The 19,113-nt window shown below is 62.4% G+C and carries 16 protein-coding genes; 15 read left to right on the plus strand and 1 reads right to left on the minus strand.

Annotated elements, in window-relative coordinates; all coding sequences use genetic code 11:
* Positions 1-126 precede the first annotated feature (126 nt).
* On the minus strand, positions 127-1,137 hold the full coding sequence (locus tag IB267_RS19350) for a GntR family transcriptional regulator (protein WP_192449043.1): 1,011 nt from the start codon (positions 1,135-1,137) through the stop codon (positions 127-129).
* 585 nt (positions 1,138-1,722) lie between these two features.
* On the opposite strand from IB267_RS19350, the gene IB267_RS19355 reads away from it, so the two are divergent.
* The 15 genes from IB267_RS19355 (at position 1,723) to IB267_RS19425 (ending at position 19,101) form a co-directional block, all read left to right on the plus strand.
* Entirely contained in the window at positions 1,723-2,799 is a 1,077-nt protein-coding gene (locus IB267_RS19355) for an ABC transporter ATP-binding protein (protein WP_192449044.1), read from the plus strand.
* Positions 2,800-2,883: 84 nt separating this feature from the next.
* Positions 2,884-3,774 (plus strand): ABC transporter permease, encoded by an 891-nt coding sequence (locus IB267_RS19360; protein WP_371742596.1) that lies wholly within the window; start codon positions 2,884-2,886, stop codon positions 3,772-3,774.
* A 2-nt stretch (positions 3,775-3,776) separates the two neighbouring features.
* Positions 3,777-4,622: an ABC transporter permease gene (locus IB267_RS19365; RefSeq protein WP_043621711.1), complete on the plus strand. Its 846-nt coding sequence runs from the start codon at positions 3,777-3,779 to the stop codon at positions 4,620-4,622.
* Positions 4,622-5,368 carry an SDR family NAD(P)-dependent oxidoreductase gene (locus tag IB267_RS19370; protein ID WP_192449046.1) on the plus strand — a complete coding sequence of 249 codons (747 nt, stop codon included), beginning with the start codon at positions 4,622-4,624 and terminating at the stop codon, positions 5,366-5,368. Before IB267_RS19365 ends, IB267_RS19370 begins: the two co-directional genes overlap by 1 nt.
* Before the next feature lie 14 nt (positions 5,369-5,382).
* Positions 5,383-6,156, plus strand: coding sequence for an SDR family NAD(P)-dependent oxidoreductase (locus tag IB267_RS19375; protein WP_192449047.1), 774 nt, complete (start codon positions 5,383-5,385; stop codon positions 6,154-6,156).
* Positions 6,157-6,294: 138 nt separating this feature from the next.
* A complete protein-coding gene (locus tag IB267_RS19380; RefSeq protein WP_192449048.1) occupies positions 6,295-7,527 on the plus strand; it encodes a PotD/PotF family extracellular solute-binding protein in 1,233 nt (410 codons plus the stop codon).
* A gap of 150 nt (positions 7,528-7,677) precedes the next feature.
* Positions 7,678-8,784: an ABC transporter ATP-binding protein gene (locus IB267_RS19385; RefSeq protein WP_192449049.1), complete on the plus strand. Its 1,107-nt coding sequence runs from the start codon at positions 7,678-7,680 to the stop codon at positions 8,782-8,784.
* A gap of 34 nt (positions 8,785-8,818) precedes the next feature.
* Positions 8,819-9,700: a polysaccharide deacetylase gene (locus IB267_RS19390; RefSeq protein ID WP_192449050.1), complete on the plus strand. Its 882-nt coding sequence runs from the start codon at positions 8,819-8,821 to the stop codon at positions 9,698-9,700.
* A gap of 52 nt (positions 9,701-9,752) precedes the next feature.
* A complete protein-coding gene (locus tag IB267_RS19395; RefSeq protein WP_192449051.1) occupies positions 9,753-10,076 on the plus strand; it encodes a hypothetical protein in 324 nt (107 codons plus the stop codon).
* A complete protein-coding gene (locus tag IB267_RS19400) occupies positions 10,076-11,155 on the plus strand; it encodes a GTP-binding protein (protein ID WP_192449052.1) in 1,080 nt (359 codons plus the stop codon). The genes IB267_RS19395 and IB267_RS19400 overlap by 1 nt, the downstream gene beginning before the upstream one ends.
* Positions 11,152-12,372, plus strand: coding sequence for a PotD/PotF family extracellular solute-binding protein (locus IB267_RS19405; RefSeq protein ID WP_192449053.1), 1,221 nt, complete (start codon positions 11,152-11,154; stop codon positions 12,370-12,372). The genes IB267_RS19400 and IB267_RS19405 overlap by 4 nt, the downstream gene beginning before the upstream one ends.
* A 9-nt stretch (positions 12,373-12,381) precedes the next feature.
* Positions 12,382-13,749, plus strand: a complete 1,368-nt coding sequence (locus IB267_RS19410; protein WP_192449054.1) for an amidase — start codon at positions 12,382-12,384, stop codon at positions 13,747-13,749.
* Positions 13,750-14,044: 295 nt separating this feature from the next.
* Positions 14,045-15,016, plus strand: a complete 972-nt coding sequence (locus tag IB267_RS19415; RefSeq protein ID WP_192449055.1) for a helix-turn-helix domain-containing protein — start codon at positions 14,045-14,047, stop codon at positions 15,014-15,016.
* 97 nt (positions 15,017-15,113) lie between these two features.
* Entirely contained in the window at positions 15,114-17,153 is a 2,040-nt protein-coding gene (locus IB267_RS19420; protein WP_192449056.1) for a hydantoinase/oxoprolinase family protein, read from the plus strand.
* On the plus strand, positions 17,146-19,101 hold the full coding sequence (locus IB267_RS19425; protein ID WP_192449057.1) for a hydantoinase B/oxoprolinase family protein: 1,956 nt from the start codon (positions 17,146-17,148) through the stop codon (positions 19,099-19,101). Before IB267_RS19420 ends, IB267_RS19425 begins: the two co-directional genes overlap by 8 nt.
* Positions 19,102-19,113: the final 12 nt, after the last annotated feature.

Below are 19,113 nucleotides of genomic sequence, written 5' to 3' on the forward strand. Positions count from 1 at the left end.
GTTCGATTGCAGCCGGCGACTAGGCGCTTGGTGACGGGAGGGCGAATGATGAGGAGGGCGGACCTGATTTTGCGATCGTTGTCGTCCGGATCGGTCCGAGGCGCCCGTCTCGGACCGTTGCCCGCTCTATTCGACGACCCGGGTCAGATAGGCCGCGGTAAAGCTGGGGCCGGGAATGATTGCGACGATCTTCATTTGTGCGATCGTCCGGTTCAGCGAAGCGTCGATATGGCTTTCAAGCATCGACGCTGCCGCCGCATTGGCGCCGCGCGTCATCAGCTCGACAATGAGCTTCAGCTCGGCAATGACGGTCGGATCGCCCGGCAGCCCCAACTGCCGAAGCAGTCTTTCGGTGGCGGTCACCGGCAGGAGGTTGTTGCGGATCAGTTCGCGCAGGCGTTCGTTCGGCATCGCAAGCACGCAGGCCTCGGTAAACTCCACGAGAATGTCTTCAAGGCCCAGCCAGCCGTCCCCGTCCTGCGTCTGGCCGAACTCGACCAGCCGGTTGAAAAGGGCTGTCAGCCGGTCGCGGTCGACATGCGGTGCGCCGAGCGCCAGTGCCTGCGGCTCCAGCAGCCGGCGCAGCATGAAATGGTCCTTCACCATCTGCGCCGTCAACGGCCCGGCGATCCAGTGCGAACTCTGGTTCTTGCGCACGAGCCCACGCTCGCGCAGGCGTGTCAGCACGTCGCGCACAACCGTGCGGCTGACGTTGAAATGGTTGGCGAGTTCGTTTTCGATGATGCGGTACTGGCCGAAGATCACGCAGCCGGCCACGTCGTTCTCGATCTCATCGTAGATGCGCTCCCAGGACGAGCGGCTTTGCAGGGCCTCGTCGGCGTGTTGGGGAACGATGAGGCCGAGCGTCTTGATGTCGGTGCGGTTCGGTTCGATCGCCCGGCCGGGTGGACCGACCAGATAGCCGCGCCCTTTGAAGCGGTGCACGAGCCCGTCGCTTTCGAGCTGCAGGAGGGCACGCTGCACCGGTGCGCGCGAGATCTGCAGGATGTCGGCGATCGGTCCTTCGAGCAGCACGAGGCCGGGCGGCAGCGTGCCTTCGGCAATGTTCGTTCGCAGCACATCCTCGGCAATTTCGTATCGGCGCTGCGGATTTTGGCCGAGGCGTGGCTCGTTCATGCGGTCTGGCATCTTCCGTTTGGCTGGCAAAGTCGTCTCCTTTCTTTACGCCACTTGCCGGTAATCGTGACAGCGCAAAATAAATGCATATTGAATACCCATGTGCATTTTTTCTGCGCGTTTGTCCATTGTGTTGTCATGGGAAGGCATTTCGGATCTGTGGGAGGCCGGGCTCTGTGAAGCCGACAGGGATCGCCAGTCAAATTGACGATCTGTCGTGGTTGCGTCCGGCAGATCCCGCAATTGCATAGTGTTTCTGTATGATTTGAGGCGCGCTGTCTTGCGGCAGGAGGGAAGCGTCCCTTCATCGGATTGAGGTGCGGCATTGCCGTTAATCTGCATCTGGCAAAACCGAATAAAAGTCTATTGCATACAAAAATCATTCATGTCATGGTTCGTGACATGCAAGCGCTCAGAAGAAGCGCGCAGGTGGAACTAACTTTTTAAATCGTAGAGGACCGTGATTTCAGCCGCGCATGTGAACCATGCGTGATCGCTATCGCATGTGCGTTCGGATGCCTGATCGGCGCCGACGAGGGCGAAGCATTGGCTGATAGCCGGTCGGCGATAACGGGCAGGAAAACGATGTCGACAGTCCTACAGCTCAAAAACGTCACCAAGGCTTTTGGCGAGATGCGTGCGCTCGATGGTATCGATCTCGCGCTGCCGGGCGACGCCTATATCTCGCTTCTCGGCCCAAGTGGCTCCGGCAAGACCACCTTGCTGCGCGTCATCGCAGGCTTTGAGGATCCGGACGGCGGCAGCATCCTGTTCGACGGCAAGCGCATCGACACCGTGGCGCCGCATCAGCGCGGCATCGGCTTCGTGTTCCAGAACTTCGCCCTGTTCCCGCATCTTTCGGTCGCCCAGAACATCGCCTTCGGTCTCGAAAACCGCGAGATCGATGCGGTGACGGACCGCCGGGTGGTCGAAGGGCGGGTCAAGGACATCATTGCTCTCGTCGGCCTGACAGGTCTCGAAGGTCGCGCCGTCACTCAGATTTCCGGCGGTCAACGGCAGCGCGTCGCGCTGGCCCGCACGCTCGTCACCGAACCGCGCATGGTTCTGCTCGACGAGCCGCTCGGTGCGCTCGATGCCAACCTGCGCGCCCGTATGCGCACCGAGCTTCGCGCCATCCGGGAGCGATGCGGTGTGACTTTCCTGCACGTGACGGGAAGTGAGACCGAGGCGCTGGCAATGGGTGATACGGTCCTGGTGCTCGATCGCGGCCGCATCGCGCAATCGGCCGATTCCGATACGATCTACAACCGTCCGGCATCACCGGCGGTCGCCCGCTTCCTCAATTGCTACAACCTCTTTCCCGGACGGCTGGAGGGTGGCGCCTTCGTCGGCAGTGCCGGGCGCTTTTCGCTGGGCGATCGCCCGGCAACCCGCGCGGCGCAACCGGCCTATGCGATCCGCTACGACCGTGTTGCCGTGCGCCCGCGCGAAGCGGCGATCGGGAACGACGAGGTCCGCGTCGAGGGCAATTTCGTTGCCAGCGAATATTCCGGCGCCGCAGTCAATTCCTTCTTCACCCTGGATGATGGTCGGGTCTTCGAAGTGGAGACCCATCTCAGCCATGCCGCCCCCGAAGCCTATGAGGATCAGGGCCGCTATGCGCTCGTCTGGAAGCGGGAGGACGCCCTTGTCTATGCTTGAAACGCCTCACGCGCCCGAAACTGAAACTGCCAGAGCCAATGCCTTGATGCTGCGCTGGTCCCCGGAGATTGAGAGATGAGCATGATGGCCGTTGCGGAACAGACGGAAGCAGAATCCGTCGCTGAAAGGAAACCCACCGGAAAGGCGCTCTGGCTGCTCGCCCCCGGCGTTCTATGGATGGTCCTCTTCCTCGTCCTGCCGATGCTGATGATGGTCTACGTATCCTTCTGGACGCAGACCACCTTCAAGATCGAGCCGACACTGACCCTGAAGAGCTGGGTCACGTTTTTCACCAGCGATACCTATCTCGGCGCACTTTGGACGACGGTGCGTATCTGGCTGATCGTTCTCGTCGCGACCGTCCTCGTCGGATACCCGGCGGCTCTCTATGTCGGGCTGTTCGTCAAGAACAAGGCGTTGCAGACGGTTCTGCTGGTCCTTTGCGTCATTCCCTTCTGGACCTCGTTCCTCATTCGCGTTCTCGCCTGGCGCCCCATGCTCGGCAAGGAAGGCGCGATCAACATGATCCTCATGAACGTCGGCATCATTGATACACCGATCGAGGTCCTCCTGTTTTCGGAACTCTCGGTGATCATCGGCATGACGCAGATCTATTGCGTCTTCATGGTCGGGCCGATCGCCTTCATGCTCGGTCGCATCGATCACTCCATCATCGAGGCGGCGCAGGATCTGGGGGCCGGCTTCTGGCGGATCTTCCGTACGATCATCCTGCCGCTCTCCATGCCGGGTGTGGTGGTCGGCGCGATCTTCGTCTCCGTGATGGTGCTTGGGGAGTTTGCCACTTCCGCAGCGCTCTCCGGCCGCAAGGTCAACCTCCTCGGCAACATCATCGTCACCCAGGTCGGCTCGTTGAAATGGGCGTTTGCCGCGGTTGCCGGCGTCGTTCTCACCGTCCTGATGGGCGCCGTCATCGCCGCTCTGCTCAGGGTCGTCGATCTCAGGAAGGAACTCTGATCATGAACGCCAGCGGCATGAAACTCGGCCTCGGCGCCTATACCGCGCTCTTCCTGGTCTTCCTCTATGGACCGCTTGCGGTGCTTGCGATCCTCTCGTTCCAGACCGGACCGGAAGGTGGGCCGCAGTTCCCGATCATCGAATGGTCGACCTATTGGTACCAGCATCTCTTCGGCCTGACGCCGCCGTCGCGTATTGCGCCACTGCCGATCGAACAGGCACTGGTGCGCTCGCTCGGACTTGCCGTGATGACGATGATCGTCTCGACCGTTCTGGGCGTTACCGCAGCGCAGGCCTTCCGCCGCAAGTTCCGCGGTTCCGGCGTGGTCTTCTATCTCATCGTGCTCGGCATGATGGTACCCGGCGTGCTCGTCGGCCTCGGCATGGCGCTCGTTGCCAATACGCTGGGCATTGATCGCCACTGGTGGGGCACGGCCTTCGTGCTGCACGTGGTCTATACGTTCCCCTTCGCCTTCCTGGTGATGCTTGCGATCTTCAACCGCTTCGACCCCAGCATGGAAGAGGCGTCCTGGTCGCTTGGGGTCACTCCGGCGCGTACCTTCCGCAAAGTCACGTTCCCGCTGATCTTCCCCGGCGTCCTCTCGGCGATGCTCTTTGCTTTCACGCTTTCCTATGACGAGTTCTCGCGCACGCTCTTTGCCTCGGGCCGTGATCTGACCCTGCCGCTGGCGATCTACGGCACCTTCTCGGTTGAAGTGCATCCGAACGTCTTCGCCTTCGGCGTGTTGACGACGCTGTTCTCTTTCGCGCTGCTTGGCACCTACGCGGCCTTGATGACGCTTTCGGTACGCCGCGCCAAGCGCGTCGCGATCCAGGAGGAGGCGTAATGGCAGACGCTTCCTCTCACGCAGCAATCGTCACCGGCGCCGGCTCCGGCATCGGACGCGCCATCGCCTTGAGGCTCGCAACTGACGGATATGCCGTGCTGGTCAACGATCTCTCTGCCGTGCGCAGCCAGGCCGTCGCCGCCGAGATCGTTGCGGCAGGCGGCAGGGCGACTGCTGTTGCCGGTGATGTTTCCAGCGAGGAGGATGTTCGCGAGATCGTGGAGGCCGGCGAGCGCGCCCATGGCACGACGACGCTCCTCGTCAACAACGCCGGCATCGCTCATCAGGCGCTGTTCGAGAACCTCGAGGTCGGCGACTTCGACCGGATGTTTGCCGTTCACGTGCGCGGTACGTTCCTGGTGACCCGGGCGGTGCTGCGCCCGATGCTTGAGCGCGGCGAGGGGGTGATCGTCAATATCGCCTCGCAACTCGGTCAGATCGGTGGTGTCGAACTTGTCCACTATTCCGGTGCCAAGGCCGCGATCATCGGCATGACCAAGGCGCTGGCCCGCGAAGTGTCGAGCCGCGGCGTTCGCGTCAATGCCGTCGCGCCCGGGCCGGTCAATACGCCGCTCGTCATGGAACTCTCTGACGACTGGCGCGCAGCCAAAAAACAGCAATTGCCGCTAGGCCGCTTCGGCGAGCCGGAAGAGGTCGCAGCCACGGTGTCCTTTCTGGCATCGCCGGCAGCCAGCCTCTTCGTTGGCCAGACGCTCGGGCCGAACTCCGGCGACGTGATGCTTTGACAGGAAAGTTGGAAATGACACACCCTCCCAAGACGTCCCGCATTGTCATCGTCACCGGTGCCGGCATCGGCATCGGCCAGGCAACCGCCAAGGCCTTTGGGGCGTCCGGCGACCATGTGATCGTGACCGATATTCTCGAGCGTGAGGGCGCCGCCACCGTCGAGGCGATCCGTGCAGCCGGCGGTTCGGCCGAGTTTGCCTATTACGACGTGCGCTCGACCCCGGCGACTGACGCGCTGGTGGCCGACATCGAAAGCCGCCACGGCCATATCGACGTTATCGTCGCCAATGCGGGCATTGCCCACCGCACGCCGCTTGGCGAGCTGACCGACGACCGATGGGACCTGACCTTCGACATCGACTTGAAGGGCATCTTCCGGCTCGCGCGGGCAGCAAGCCCCGGCATGCGCCGCCGCGGCAAGGGCAGCATTGTCGCGCTCTCGTCGATCATGGGCGTCGCCTATGGCTGGGACGAGCACGTCCATTACTCCGCGGCCAAGTCCGGCGTGGTTGGCCTCGTGCGCGCATTGGCGGTCGAGCTTGCCGCTGACGGCGTGCGCGTCAACGGCGTTGCGCCGGGCTACATCCGCACGGCGCAACTGCTGTCTGAAGAAAACTCTCTGGGGCCGGTCGGCGCTGAAGCGGCAGCCGCTTTCATCCCGATGCAGCGGCTCGGCACGCCGGAGGACATTGCTGACGTGATCGCGTTCCTGGCGTCCGACGCCGCCCGCTACATGACCGGGCAGGTTCTGGTCGTCGACGGCGGCCTGCTGGTCGGGCGCTACTGACGTTTCTGAAATCGTGCGGCGGCCGCGTAGGGAGCGACAGAGCTCCAGGCCGCCGGACTGAGTGCCGCGACGGCGGTGAATGATGAAAGGAGGCCGGCAAACGGCCTCCGGGGAACAACGACAACTGGAGAAGAGACAATGCCGAATATGGAACTCAATCGCCGCTCGCTCCTCAAACGCTCCGCCGGTGTGATGGCGCTCGCGATCGGAGGCGGAACACCGTTCCTCTCCTCGCGCGCAGCCTTCGCGCAAGCGAGCGATCTCGCCAGTCAGCAGCTTCGCACCATCGGCCTCTCGGTCACCGTGCAGGAGCGCATCCTCGAGCAGTTCAAGGCGGCTGCCGGCGTCGGCGGGACATCCGGAACGGCCGCAACGTTCCCGGACGCGCAGACGAAAATCCTTTCCGGCTCCAAAGACTATGACTGCTGGGAGATCATCGCCGAGCGTCTGCCGTCGATCGTCATGACCAACAATGTCGAGCCGATCCCGGCTTCGGCGCTGAAGAACTGGGCGAATATTCGCGATACCTTCACCACGCCGAGCGACAAGTGGGACCGGGCCGCCCAGATCGTGGGGCAGATCTGGACCGACGACGGCCAGTCCTCGCTGAACATGGTACCGGCCGTCTACAACTATGACTCCATCGGCTACAATCCCGACGTGCTCTCGGCCGAAGAGGCCAACAGCTGGGCGGCGATCTTTGATCCGAAGTGGAAGGGCAAGTCCGGCATCAACACCGACCCGCTGATCGCGATCGGCCAGGCGATGATGGCGATGAACTCGCTCGGACTTTCCGACGTCAAGAACCCCGGCAATGCGACGGCTGCCGAGATCGACGAAGCTGCGAAGTTCCTGATCTCCAAGAAGAAGGAAGGCCAGTTCCGCGCGCTCTGGGGCGATTTCGGCGAACTCGTCAACCTCATGGCGTCGGGCGAAATGGTGGTCTGCGACGCCTGGCAGCCGGCCGTCATGGCGGTCAAGGCGCAGGGCAAGCCATGCCGCTATGCCGTGCCGAAGGAAGGGTATCGCGGCTGGGCGATCGGACCTGCGATGATCGCTGGCACGACGAACAAGGAAGCCGTCATCGCCTATGCCGACTATTGGCTCTCTGGCGAACCGGGCATCACCGTTTCGGAACAGGGCTACTATTCGCCGTCGACCAACATCAAGAACGTCATGGCGCCGGAAAAATATGCCTTCTGGTACGAGGGCAAGCCCTGGGTCGGTGCTGCGGAGCGCGGCATCAAGGAAGGGGACCTGCGCGACGGCGGCTCGCTCGAAGAGCGCGCCAAGAACGTCGCCTACTGGCACCAGTGGCCGGACGAATACGATCACCTGATCCAGAAGTGGGACGAGTTCCTGAACGCTTGACCGAACAGGCCGGGCGGCCGTGCCGCCCGGTTCTTGAGACATGGTGCATGGCCCCGAGCGACCACCCGGTCGGCTCACATACCAACCGGTCGGGATGGCCGGGGCCATCCGCCCGATAGCCGTGATTCAGACAAGCTCCGGAGAGCCACGATGATCTTCGACCTCGAACTCAACAATGTCGGCAAGGTCTATGACAACGGCACGCCTGCCGTGATCGACTTCAACCTGTCCGTCGCCAAGGGCGAGTTCATCGCGTTCCTCGGCCCTTCCGGCTGCGGCAAGACAACGACGCTCAGGATGATCGCCGGTTTCGAGGCGATCTCCTCCGGCGACATGCTGATCAAGGGCAAGCGGATGAACGACGTCAGGCCAGAGCATCGGCCGACCTCGATGATCTTCCAGAGCTACGCGCTCTTTCCGCACATGACCGTGCGCCGCAATGTCGGCTACGGTCTGGAGGTGAAGGGCATGGCCAAGCCGGAGCGCGACGCGAAGGTCGATCGCATCCTGGCAACACTTGGCCTGGAAGACATTGCCGACAAGAAGCCCGACCGGCTCTCGGGCGGTCAGCGGCAACGCATCGCGCTGGCGCGTGGTCTGGTGGTCGAGCCTGATATTCTGCTGCTCGACGAACCGCTGGGCGCACTCGACGCCAATTTGCGCAAGGCGATCCAGAACGAGCTCAAGCTGCTGCAAAAAACGCTCGGCGTGACCTTCATCTTTGTCACGCACGCCCAATCCGAAGCGCTTGCCCTGTCGGATCGGATCGTTGTCATGAACCAGGGGCGGGTCGAGCAGATCAGCCCGCCACATCAGCTCTATACGCGGCCGAACACGGCCTTCGTCGCCCAGTTCATCGGCAACAACACAATCTTTCATGGCGAGGTCGACGACGCCTCCGGCGAGCGGGCTCTGGTATCGACTGCCGTCGGCCAATTGTCCGGGCGCGTCAACGGCGCCTTCGCCGGACGGTCACGCGTCAACGTCGTCATTCCGGCAGAGGCGATCGAGGTTCACGCAGCCGCGCGCGTCGACCGTGACCGGATCGCTGCCAACTACGGCGGCAACGTCGTCGGCGCCAACGTGAGTCGCTTCGACGTCGTCGGCCATGTCTCGCATTTGACGGCAGCCCTTCCGGACGGGCGCACCGTCTCGCTGGAGGCTCATGTCGACAAATACCAGCCCGACGCCTTCCCCGTCGGCGCCGACATTCTTTTGAGCTGGCAACCCGGCGAAGCAACCGTGATCCCAGCCTGACCTTTTGAACGAAAACACGAAGGAGACACACATCATGGCCAAGGAAATCCTCTGCAGCTTCGGCATCGACGTCGATGCGGTCGCCGGCTGGCTCGGATCCTACGGGGGCGAGGATTCGCCGGACGACATCTCGCGCGGTCTTTTTGCCGGCGAGGTCGGCAGCCCGCGATTGCTGAAGCTCTTCGAGCGCTTCGGCATCAAGACCACCTGGTTCATCCCCGGGCACTCGATCGAGACGTTCCCGGAGCAGATGCAGGCGGTTGCCGATGCCGGACACGAGATCGGTATTCACGGCTATACCCATGAAAACCCGATCGCCATGACGCGCGAGCAGGAAACCGAAGTGCTCGACAAATGCATCGAACTCGTCACCAAGCTGTCGGGCAAGCGACCGACCGGCTACGTCGCTCCCTGGTGGGAGTTCTCCAACGTCACCAACGAGCTGCTGCTCGAACGCGGCATCAAGTACGACCACTCGCTGATGCACAATGACTTCACGCCCTATTATGTGCGTGTCGGCGACAAATGGACCAAGATCGACTATTCGAGGAAGCCATCGGACTGGATGGTGCCGCTCACGCGCGGCAAGGAAACCGATCTGATCGAAATCCCGGCCTCCTGGTATCTCGACGATCTGCCGCCGATGATGTTCATCAAGAAGTCCCCGAACAGCCACGGCTTCGTCAATCCGCACGATATCGAACAGATCTGGCGCGACCAGTTCGACTGGGTCTATCGCGAGTTGGACTATGCGGTGTTTCCGATTACCATCCATCCGGATGTCGCCGGACGCCCGCAGGTTCTGATGATGCTCGAGCGGCTCTATGCCCACATGATCAAGCATCCGGGCGTGAAGTTCGTGACGATGAACGAGATCGCCGACGATTTTGCCAAGCGCTTCCCGCGCAAGAAATAACCAACCCGGGGGCGGCCTGCCGCCCCCTTGGACCTTTTGAACGGACAGCATCATGTGTTCCCTTTGCGGCATCCTCGGCGGCAACGAACATTGGGCGGACGCCGTGGCGCGCCCCGGTGTCTTCACCCGCAACGTCGAGCGGATCGATCGCCGGCGTGAACGGGCGAACCGTGTGCGCATCGCCAACGCAATGCTTGCCCGCTTCGGCCTGACGCTTGCCGATTGGCAAGGCGCATCCTTCCTGCTGTCGACGCGGACGGGCAAGAGCGAGATCATCGAGGATCTCGGCCATTTGTGGCCGGCCGCCGAACGGCTCTGCGGCCGGCTCTGCGATCCGCTCGATCCTGCCTTTATTGCCGGGGCGGAGGAAGCGTGATGGTCGAGGATATACCGCGGCTCACGCCCATCAACCTTTTGACCGGCTTCCTCGGATCGGGCAAGACGACGCTGCTGTCGCGGCTGCTTGCCGACCCGGCGCTCAGCGACGCCGCGGTGCTCATCAACGAATTCGGTGACGTCGGTCTCGACCACCATCTGGTCGAGCGTATCGACGACACCATGGTGCTTCTGCAGTCCGGTTGCCTCTGCTGCACCGTGCGCGGTGAACTCGCCGATGCCATCAAGGACCTGCATTCCAAACGTGAGCGTGGGCTCGTACCCCCGTTTCGGCGCATTGTCGTCGAAAGTACCGGGCTCGCCGATCCCTTTCCGGTGCTGTCAACGATCAAGGCGGATCCGGTATTGCGCCATCATTTCCGGCCGGGGAACGTCATTACCACGGTCGACGCGGTCAACGGCCTGACGCAACTCGAGACCTACGTCGAATCCAACCGCCAGGCGGCCGTCGCCGATCGCCTGGTCGTCACCAAGTCTGATCTGAGCGATGCGGGCACTGTCGTGGCACTGTCGGACAAACTGCGGATCATCAATCCGGATGCGCCATTGGTGCTGGCTGGCGAACCGGACATCGACCTTGCCGCGCTGATCGACGAGGCGCCGACGCTGCGCGCGGGCGGCCTGCAGTCGGCGAGCGGTTTCTATTGCGATGCGCCCACGGTTCTGACGACGGCTGACGGTACGGCGCATGCCTCCGCGGTGACCTCATTCGTGATGACGGTCGAAAGGGCGGTGGACTGGACCGCCTTCGGCCTTTGGCTGACAATGCTGCTCAATCGCCACGGTGAACGGGTTCTGCGGGTCAAGGGTATCCTTAATATTGCCGGGGAAGAGCGCCCTGTCGCCATCCACGGCGTTCAGCATCTGGTGCATACGCCTGTCCATATGGAGCGCTGGCCGGATGAGGACCGCCGCTCGCGCATCGTCTTTATCGTTGACGGTCTCGATGTCGGACTGCTCAAACGGTCATTCGAGGCATTCGCGCTCGATCGGACGCCCGTGCTCACCTCGGATGTTTCCGAAGAACCGGTATTACAGGAACGGCTTTCGTCCCAATGAGCAAGCAGCAGCCTGATCAAACGACAGTTCCCACTCCTGCCCTGCATCTGGTCGGCCGGCCGAAGCTCCGGGTGCTCGGCACGGCGATTTCCCTGCTTGAGGAACTTCGGGTGCGCGCCGAAGAGGACCTCGGCATTGAGGTGGTGTTCGACAACAACGACTTCCTGACGACCCAGCACAAGGCGGCGCAGGAACCGGACAGCTACGACATCTATGACCAGTGCTTTCATAACCTGGACATCGTCTGGTACTGGCGGGCGATCCAGCCGATCAGCATCGGGCGCATTGCGCTTTGGGACGAAATCAACGATCTGACGAAGACCGGGCATATCGGTCCAAATGCACGGTTGGGGCAGGGGGATGCGCCCGTCAAGAAGCTCTTCGTCCAGCCCAATCTCGAATTGGGCGATACGCCGTCGACGTTGGTTTCCATGTTGCCGACGACCCATAACTTCGACAGTTTTGCCTATCGCACGGATGTGGCGCCGAACGCGGTAGCGATGAACAGTTGGGCGGCGTTGCTCGACGAGCGTTGGGCTGGCCGCGCCGCGCTGGTCGACGAGCCGGCAATCGGCATCTTCGATGCAGCGCTCGCGGCTCAAGCCGCTGGCCTCATGAGCTTCGACAACATCGGCAGCATGAGTGTCGATGAGATCGATCGCCTGATCGAGCTGTTGGAAGAGCGTAAGAAAGACGGATATTTCCGTGCCTTCTGGCGAACGGCCGAAGATGCTGCTCGCCTGATGTTGCGCGGCGAAACGGATATTCAGAGCATGTGGTCGACCGGCATCAACATTCTCAATGGCCAGGGGGTTCCCGTCGAGCAGGCCGTTCCTGCAGAAGGCTATCGCGCGTGGCATGGTGGATTGTGTCTCGCTCGCCATCTTTCCGGCCGCATGCTCGACGTCGCCTACGAGTATCTCAATTGGTGGATTGCCGGTTGGCCGGGTGCGGTCGTCGCCCGCCAGGGTTATTACATTTCCACCCCCGAACGGTCCCGCGCCTTCATGTCGGTGGCGGAGTGGGACTATTGGTATGGCGGGTTGCCGGCGGCCACCGATCTGCCGGGTCCCGACGGCACGATCCGTATCAAGGCGGGCTCGGTGCGCAGCGGCGGCTCCTACTGGCAGCGGGCCAACTGCATTGCGGTCTGGAACACCACGATGGACGAGCACAACTATCTGGTCCGCCGCTGGATGCAACTCGTCGAACGCTAAAGGAAGTCTATGATGCAGGATATTGGCGGGCGCTCGATTGCACAGCTCTCGGTGTTGTTGCAATCCGGGGCACTCGACCCGCGCGCGCTCACGGAGTGGACGCTTGGACGTGTCAGGGATCATGCCGACCAGGCGATCTTTACAGTCGTTACGCCGGAGCGGGCGATGCGCGAGGCCGAGGCATCGCACATGCGGTTTTCGTCTGGCCGTCCGCTTGGGCTCCTCGACGGTATCCCTGTCGCCTGGAAGGATCTCTTCGCGATCAAGGGCTTGTCGACGACCGCCGGCTCGATCGTGTTGAAGAATGATCCGGCGGCCATAGAGGACGCGGCCGTCGTGGCTGCTCTCGCCAATGCCGGCATGGTCAGTGTCGGGCGGGTCAATATGAGCGAGTTCGCCTTCTCCGGCCTCGGGCTCAATCCGCACTACGGCACGCCGCGCAACCCATGCTCAAAGGACGTCGGGCGCATTCCTGGCGGTTCGTCTTCCGGGTCCGGTGTTGCGGTCGCCACAGGTCTCGTGCCGGTCTCGATCGGCACCGACACCGGAGGGTCGATCCGCATTCCGGCGGCGTTGAACGGCATCGTCGGTTACAAGGCGACGCGCGGCCGCTATTCGATGCGCGGGGTCTTCCCCCTGGCAAAAAGCCTCGATTCCCTTGGCCCTCTTTGCCGCACGGTAGAGGATGCCGTCTGGGTTGATGCCGCTATGCGCGGTCTTCCAGCATCGGAGGTGCGCAGGGGGAGCCTGGAGGGACTTTCGATCGTCGTGCCGACCGATGTCGTGTTCGATGGCGCTGAAGAGGGAGTGGTCTTTGCCTTCGAAGAGGCGCTGTCGCGGCTTGAACGGGCGGGCGCAAGGGTCAGGCGTCAGGCGTTTCCCGCTTTCAAACGCATCTTCGAGATCACGGCCGCTCATGGTCCCCTCGTAACGGCTGAGGCATACGCGTTGCATCGCTTGAGGCTCGAAGGCGCGGATGCCGCATCGATGGACAGGCGCGTCGTGTCTCGGGCTCGGCTTGGGGAGAAGATCGCACTCTCCGACTATATCGCAATCCTTGAAGCCCGCGACCGGTTGGTCGCCGAGGTTTCGACGTTGGTCGGCCCAAGCGAGATCATCGCCTATCCGACTGTCGCGCACGTCGCGCCCCCAACGGTGCCGCTCGAAGCGGATGACGCCCTTTTCGTGGAGACGAATGGCCGGACGCTGCGCAACACATTGATCGGCAATTTCCTGGATTGGTGTGGCGTCTCGCTGCCCTGTGGCACCGGCGAAGCGGGTATGCCGGTCGGTCTTCTGCTGTCCGCTCTGCCGCATCACGATACGCATCTTCTTTCCGTGGCACTGGCTGCGGAAGACGTGGTTCGTGTGGACTGATACCGTGGAAATGCAGGCTATGGCACTACGCCCACCGACAAGAGCGAACGCACTTTGCGACTAGCCGGGCCACAAGAGCCGTAGTTTACTGACCCTACAGCGCCCTGCGTCTTATGAAATGCGCAATGGATGCTGAAGCACTTTGCAGGAGATCCTCCGCGAAAGCCTCAAGCGCAAGACACGAAAGATGTCGCGAAACGAAGGCCGGTGGGATCACAGAATGACCGAGATCGGCAGCGCTTGGCACAAAGGGAACAGCCGGGCGAGGGGCCGTCGGACTTGATGGGAGCTTCGCATGGACGTGAGTTATTCCACGGCAGGCACCGCTGCGTTCGAGCGCAAGCGCTATTGGGACGAGGCCGTGTCGAGCACTTATTTTCCGCTCGATCTGCGCTTCCAGAACGCGCAGGAGTTTTCCGGCGAACTCAACGTCTGGGATCTTGGCGCCGTCTCACTGTCACGGTTGGAATCTGACGGCTTGCTTTACCGCCGGCAGAAACGGCATCTGTTGCATGAGCGCGAGGAGAGCTACCTGATCACTGTGCCGGAGAAGGCCGAGATCAGCTTCGAGCAGAGCGGCAAGGAAGTGACCTGCAAGCCCGGCGCCTTCCTGGTCGAACGCAGCCATCTGCCCTATGAATTCAGCTATAGTGCGAAAAACACCCTTTGGGTGCTGAAAGTGCCGATCGTCGCGTTACGGCCCCGTGTCGGACTGCCTGAGCGGATAGCCTCGCTGAGCTTCGATTCCACCCGCGGCACCGGTGCTCTCTTCGTCGACATGATCCGCCTGATCGCGCCGCGGCTCGTGGAAATGGATGCATCCGCCCGCGACATGACCGGAAAGCACCTCGTCGACATCCTGGCGATGTCGCTGACATCGGACGAGCGCATGCTGATGTCGGATGCGACATCGGTTCAACTCGGCCACTTGCACCGGGTCGAGAGCTTCGTACGGGCCAATCTCGCCAGAAGCGATCTCGGTCCGCAGACAATTGCCGAGGCCTGCGGCATCTCGGTGCGCTATCTGCACCAGATCATGAAGCAGCAAGGCACGTCGACGTGCCAGTGGATCCGGCTGCAGCGGTTGCTGCGCTGCGACGAAATGCTTCGGGATCCCCTCTGCCGCAAGCTGGTTTCGGAGATCGCCTATGCCTTGGGTTTTGGCGATCACGCCCAGCTCAGCCGCCATTACAAGGCGCATTTCGGCCTCAGCCCGACCGAAGCGCGCGAGCGATACCTGAAGGAGCGTGTGCCCGCATCGGGCTGATCGTTCAGCGACCACCCTACCGTGACGCTTTCCAGCGGTCGCTTTGGCCGATGGCGAAGCCTTGCCCAATTTCTACTTTCGAGACAGGAGACGGAACTTGCAGAACCTTCGCGTAGCGGTCGATGTCGGCGGCACTTTCACCGACATCTGCATCATGGACGAGACGACTGGCCTCATCCGCGTCGAAAAGACATCATCCTCTGTCGATCCGATCGATGGCATCATGTCGGGCGTGGAAAAGGCCGGCATTGATCTCGAAAAGGTGGCGCTGTTTTCGCACGGCACCACCGTTGCCACCAACGCCCTGATCACCCGCCGCCTGCCGCGCACGGCGATGGTCTCGACGAAAGGCTTCCGCGACGTCATCGAAATCCGGCGCGCCAACAAGGAAGACCTCTGGGATACCTACAAGGATGTCGTGCCGCCCTACGTGCCAAGACGCGACCGGCTCGTCGTTTCGGAGCGCGTCGATGCCCAGGGCGAAGTGGTGACGCCGCTCGACGAGAAAGAAGCCCGCGACGTCGCCCGTATCCTCAAGCGCCGCAACGTCGCGGCCGTCGCGGTCTGCTTCATGAACGCCTTCATGAATGGCGAGAACGAGCGGCGGATGAAAGAGATCCTGATGGAGGTGATGCCCGGCGTGCCGGTCTCGACCTCGTCGGAAGTACTGCCGGAGATCTTCGAACACGAGCGGTTTTCGACCACGGTGGCCAATGCGGCACTGAGCCCGGTCGTCGTCGACTATACCTCGAGGCTCGGCAAGCGCCTTGCCGCGGACGGTTATCAGCGCGACCTGCTGCTGCTTCATACAGGCGGCGGGGTGATGACGCCGAAGAGCGTGGAGGACTTTGCCGCCCGGCTTGCCGGTTCCGGTATCGCCGCCGGCGCGATCGCCAGCAAATACATCGCCGAACTTTGCGGCTTCAAAAACTCGATCGGCCTCGACATGGGCGGCACCTCGACCGACGTGTCGCTTGCCTATGACGGGCAATCGCGGGTGACCAAAGACTGGTTCATCGAATTCGGATACCCGATCCGCTTCTCTTCGATCGAGGTGCTGACGATCGGTGCCGGTGGCGGATCGCTTGCCTGGACGGATGAGGCGGGCTCGTTGCGCAACGGCCCACAATCGGCCGGCGCCAATCCGGGCCCGGCTTGTTACGGCAAGGGCAACAAACAGCCGACCAACACCGACGCCAATGTCGTCCTCGGTCGCCTGGGCACCAGCCTGGCCGGCGGCAAGATCACGCTTGATGCGGGACTGGCAGAAGTTGCGGTCAAGGACGGCGTCGCCGCGCCCTTCGGCCTCGGTCTGCACGAGGCTGCGGACGCGATCATCCGCGTCGCCAATGCCAACATGTCCGATGCGGTACGTTTGATCTCCATCAGCCGTGGCTACGATCCGCGCGACTTTGCGCTGGTCGCATTCGGTGGTGCCGGCGCGCTGCACGGGGCGGCGATCGCCCGGGAGCTTTCGATCCCGGCTGTGATCGTGCCACCCAATCCCGGCGTGACCTCGGCGCTCGGCTGCCTACTTGTCGACATGCAGCACGACTTCTCGGAAAGCTACCTCAAGGCGGCAGCCGATGCCGATCCCGCAGCGATCGAGGCAGCCTTCCTCCGCCTCGAAAAAGAGGCGCTAGAACGGCTTGCACACGAGGGTGTCGCCGAAAAGGACGTGGTGCTCCAGCGCAGCATCGACATGATGTATCTCGGCCAATGGCGCTCGCTCGCGGTTTCAGCCCCTTCGGCCATGACCGAGATCGCGCCGCTCGTCGAAGCCTTCCACCGCGAACACGAGCGCGAATATAATTTCCGCCGCGACGAAACGCCGGTGAGCCTCTTCCGCATCAATCTGAAGGCGATCGGCGTCGTGCCGAAGGCGACGCTGGCGCGCCATAAGCCGACGGGCATCGTGCCCGAGCCGAAGACGCGGCGCATCGTCTGGTTCGATGGAGAACGTGGCCTGGATACGCCGGTCTACGAGCGCGAAACCCTGCCGGCCGGGCTCGTTCTTTCCGGGCCTGCCATCGTCGAACAGCTCGATTCCACGGTCGTCATTCCACCGGACACACGCGCCGAAGTCGACCAGTTCCTCAACATCATCATCCGCATCGAAGGTGAGAAGAATGTCTGAACAGCAGAGCCTTGATCCCGTCACCTTCGAGGTGCTGAAGAATTCCTTCATCACCAGCGTCGACCAGATGGCAGAGCAGATACTGAGGACCTGCTATTCCTTCGTCATCTACAACCGCGATTTCTCGAGCGCGCTGCATGATGCAGAAGGCAATTCGGCCGCTCAAGGAAACCAGGACATCGCGGTGCATGTCGGCACCCTGCATTTCACCTGCAAGGACGTCATCCGCGCCTTCGACGGCGACATGCATCCGGGCGACGTCTATGCCATCAACGATCCCTATGCCGGCGGCACGCATTTCAACGACGTGCGTCTGATCCGCCCGATTTTCGTCGACGGCCGGATCATCGCCTTCAGTCAGTCCAACGGCCACTGGTCGGACCTCGGCGGCAGCGTGCCGGGCTCGTTCGACGTGGCTGCGAAGGAGATGTTCAAGGAGGGCATGCGCATCACGCCGATCCGGCTCTTCGACCGCGGCCGGTTCTGCAAGGACGTCGCCAACCTGATCGCTTCGAACACGCGTGATCCGGCCTCGATCATTGGCGACATCCACGCCCAGGCGCAGGCCACCCAGGTCTGCGAGCGCGAAATCCTTCGGCTCGTCGGCAAATACGGGGAAGGCACCGTGAAGCAGGGCCTCGGTGCCGTGCAAGACTATGTGGAACGCGCCATGCGCCAGCGCATTGCAGCGCTGCCGGACGGGACCTGGGAAACGCAGGACTTCATCGACCGCGATCCGGCCGGCAGCGAGGGCATGATCCCGATCAAGGTCAAGCTGACGATCAAGGGCGATCGGGTAATCTACGATTTCACCGGTAGCCACCCGACGATCGGGTCGATCTACAACTCGGCATTCGGCGCCACCTTCTCGGCAGTTGCCGCCGGTATGAAAACCTTCTTCCCGGACCTTCCGCTCAACAGCGGCTTTTACCGCGTCTTCGAGATTATCGCCCCGGAGGGTTCCATCGTCGATGCGAAATGGCCGGTGGCGGTCACCGGCTTCCTGATGCCCTTCGAGAAGATCATGAATGCGATCTATGAGATCTGGTCGAAGATCATTCCGGAGCGGGCGATCGCCTGCGCCTTCAACCTCGAATATCTCCTGACCGGTGGGCGCGATGCCCGGGCGAAAGAAAAGCCGATCTTCATGTTTTATGACTGGCTGCCGGGGGGGTGGGGCGGGCGCAACGGGAAAGACGGCTGCAATGTCACCACCGCCTGCTTCGGCACTGGACTGATGGCGCAGCCGGTCGAGGGGCAGGAGCGCGCAAATCCGATCCTAACGACCGAGTTCGAGGTGCTCAAGGATTCTGCCGGACCAGGCAAGTGGCGCGGGGGGGCCGGTGTCATGAAGACCTCGCGCATGCTTGAGGCGGAGAGCACGGTCATTTCCTATATCTGCGACCGCGAGCGGGCGATCGTCTGGGGTATCGAGGGCGGCCTGCCCTCGATACCGCACGGTCTGACGCTGACGCGCGAGGCGACCGGGCAAAAGGAGTGGCTCGGCGCAACCTTCTCGGACGTCGCGATCGAAGCAGGCGACGTCTTCTCTCGTCCGACCGCCGGCGGTGGTGGTTTCGGTGATCCGCTGGAGCGCGATCCGAAGCGGGTGCTGGAGGATGTCATCGACGACTATGTCTCGGTCGAACGCGCTGCCAAGGACTATGGCGTCGTCATTCAACCGATCGATCCGGAAATCTGCGTCTTTGAGATCGACAAGGATGCGACCGTTGCCTTGCGCCGGCGGATCCGGGCGGAACGCAACGATTGGCTGGCGGCTGACCCGCAGGATGTCTCCAGGCGGTTCAAGGCCGGCGAGATCGATGCCTTGGACGCCGTGCGCCGCTATGCGGTCATCCTCGACTGGGACAGCGGCGATCTGCTGCCGGTCTCCACAGCCCAGTTCCGGGAGATGTATCGCAAGCGTTCGGCGGCCGGCTGGCAGTAGCGTCAAAAATGC

This window comes from Ensifer sp. ENS09 (assembly GCF_014852425.1).
Classification (GTDB): Bacteria; Pseudomonadota; Alphaproteobacteria; order Rhizobiales; family Rhizobiaceae; genus Ensifer.

Bases quoted from the DNA above. Each gene is read 5' to 3' on its own strand.
- IB267_RS19350 (WP_192449043.1), bottom strand. From the start codon at position 1,137: ATGAACGAGCCACGCCTCGGCCAAAATCCGCAGCGCCGATACGAAATT.
- IB267_RS19355 (WP_192449044.1), top strand. From the start codon at position 1,723: ATGTCGACAGTCCTACAGCTCAAAAACGTCACCAAGGCTTTTGGCGAG.
- IB267_RS19360 (WP_371742596.1), top strand. From the start codon at position 2,884: ATGGCCGTTGCGGAACAGACGGAAGCAGAATCCGTCGCTGAAAGGAAA.
- IB267_RS19365 (WP_043621711.1), top strand. From the start codon at position 3,777: ATGAACGCCAGCGGCATGAAACTCGGCCTCGGCGCCTATACCGCGCTC.
- IB267_RS19370 (WP_192449046.1), top strand. From the start codon at position 4,622: ATGGCAGACGCTTCCTCTCACGCAGCAATCGTCACCGGCGCCGGCTCC.
- IB267_RS19375 (WP_192449047.1), top strand. From the start codon at position 5,383: ATGACACACCCTCCCAAGACGTCCCGCATTGTCATCGTCACCGGTGCC.
- IB267_RS19380 (WP_192449048.1), top strand. From the start codon at position 6,295: ATGCCGAATATGGAACTCAATCGCCGCTCGCTCCTCAAACGCTCCGCC.
- IB267_RS19385 (WP_192449049.1), top strand. From the start codon at position 7,678: ATGATCTTCGACCTCGAACTCAACAATGTCGGCAAGGTCTATGACAAC.
- IB267_RS19390 (WP_192449050.1), top strand. From the start codon at position 8,819: ATGGCCAAGGAAATCCTCTGCAGCTTCGGCATCGACGTCGATGCGGTC.
- IB267_RS19395 (WP_192449051.1), top strand. From the start codon at position 9,753: ATGTGTTCCCTTTGCGGCATCCTCGGCGGCAACGAACATTGGGCGGAC.
- IB267_RS19400 (WP_192449052.1), top strand. From the start codon at position 10,076: ATGGTCGAGGATATACCGCGGCTCACGCCCATCAACCTTTTGACCGGC.
- IB267_RS19405 (WP_192449053.1), top strand. From the start codon at position 11,152: ATGAGCAAGCAGCAGCCTGATCAAACGACAGTTCCCACTCCTGCCCTG.
- IB267_RS19410 (WP_192449054.1), top strand. From the start codon at position 12,382: ATGATGCAGGATATTGGCGGGCGCTCGATTGCACAGCTCTCGGTGTTG.
- IB267_RS19415 (WP_192449055.1), top strand. From the start codon at position 14,045: ATGGACGTGAGTTATTCCACGGCAGGCACCGCTGCGTTCGAGCGCAAG.
- IB267_RS19425 (WP_192449057.1), top strand. From the start codon at position 17,146: ATGTCTGAACAGCAGAGCCTTGATCCCGTCACCTTCGAGGTGCTGAAG.